This is a genomic window from Kitasatospora sp. MBT63, assembly GCF_000710465.2.
Taxonomy (GTDB): Bacteria; Actinomycetota; Actinomycetes; order Streptomycetales; family Streptomycetaceae; genus Kitasatospora.
Genome location: NZ_JAIZ01000636.1, coordinates 49,039 through 50,321, shown reverse-complemented (window position 1 = coordinate 50,321; position 1,283 = coordinate 49,039). Strand labels below are relative to the sequence as shown.

The following is a 1,283-nucleotide window of genomic DNA, read 5'->3' as shown; positions in this document are numbered from 1 at the left end:
CCCCGAGCAGCCAGCTGCTGGTCACCGACGCCGCCACCGGCGAGGTGCTGTCCAGCCACGAGCAGGTGCAGACCGCGGCCGGCACCGGCAAGGGCGTGTTCGTCGGCAGCGTGCCGCTGACCACCACCCAGTCGGGTTCGACGTACCAGCTGAAGGACGCCGGCCGCGGCGGGATGTACACCACCAACCTGGCCAACAAGACCTCCGGCAAGGGCACCCTCTACACCGACGCCGACAACGCCTGGGGCACCGGCGCCGCCTCCAACACCCAGTCCGCCGCCGTGGACGCCCAGTTCGGCGCGGCCGCGACCTGGGACTACTACAAGAACTCGTTCGGCCGGCTCGGCATCCGCGGCGACGGCGTCGGCGCGTACAGCCGGGTGCACTACGGCAAGAACTACGTGAACGCGTTCTGGGACGACTCCTGCTTCTGCATGACGTACGGCGACGGTGACGGCAACAGCCACCCGCTGACCGAGCTGGACGTGTCGGGCCACGAGATGACGCACGGCGTCACCGCCAACACCGCGGGCCTGAACTACTCCGGTGAGTCCGGCGGCCTCAACGAAGCCACCAGCGACATCTTCGGCACCATGGTCGAGTTCTCCGCCAACCTGCCCAGCGACAAGCCGGACTACCTGATCGGCGAGCTGATCAACATCAACGGCGACGGCACCCCGCTGCGCTACATGGACAAGCCCTCCAAGGACGGCGGCTCGGCGGACTACTGGTCCTCCACCGTCGGCAACAAGGACGTCCACTACTCCTCGGGCGTCGGCAACCACTTCTTCTACCTGCTCGCGGAGGGCAGCGGCGCCAAGACCATCAACGGCGTCAGCTACAACAGCCCGACCTCCAACGGCTCCACGGTCACCGGCATCGGCCGGGACAAGGCGGCGGCGATCTACTACCGCGCGCTGACCGTCTACATGACCTCCACCACCAACTACAAGGCCGCTCGGACCGCGACCCTGAACGCGGCCAAGGACCTGTACGGCGCGACCTCCACCGAGTACAAGGCGGTCGCGGCTGCCTGGTCCGGCGTCAACGTCAACTGACGCGACGCCAGGACCGGCCCAAGGACGCGCGGCTGCCGGGCCCTCCGGAGGGGAGGCCCGGCCGCCGCGCCGCCCGCGGTGCGTCCGGTATCGCCGGGTGCCGGCCACCGCGGGGCCGATCGGATTCTGCCAATTGTTACCGCAGACCTGTCATTTGACGAACTGAATTGTCATGCTAATGCCCAGCCCCGTCGGGGCGGTCCGCCACCCCCACCCCCGGTGGAC

At 68.7% G+C, this 1,283-nt stretch carries 1 protein-coding gene; it reads left to right on the top strand.

What is annotated here, in order from left to right; all coding sequences use genetic code 11:
• Positions 1 to 1,058, top strand: a 1,058-nt coding sequence (locus AA75_RS52715) for a M4 family metallopeptidase (RefSeq protein ID WP_233289300.1), incomplete at its 5' end; no start/stop codon positions are given.
• Between the last annotated feature and the right edge of the window lie 225 nt (positions 1,059 to 1,283).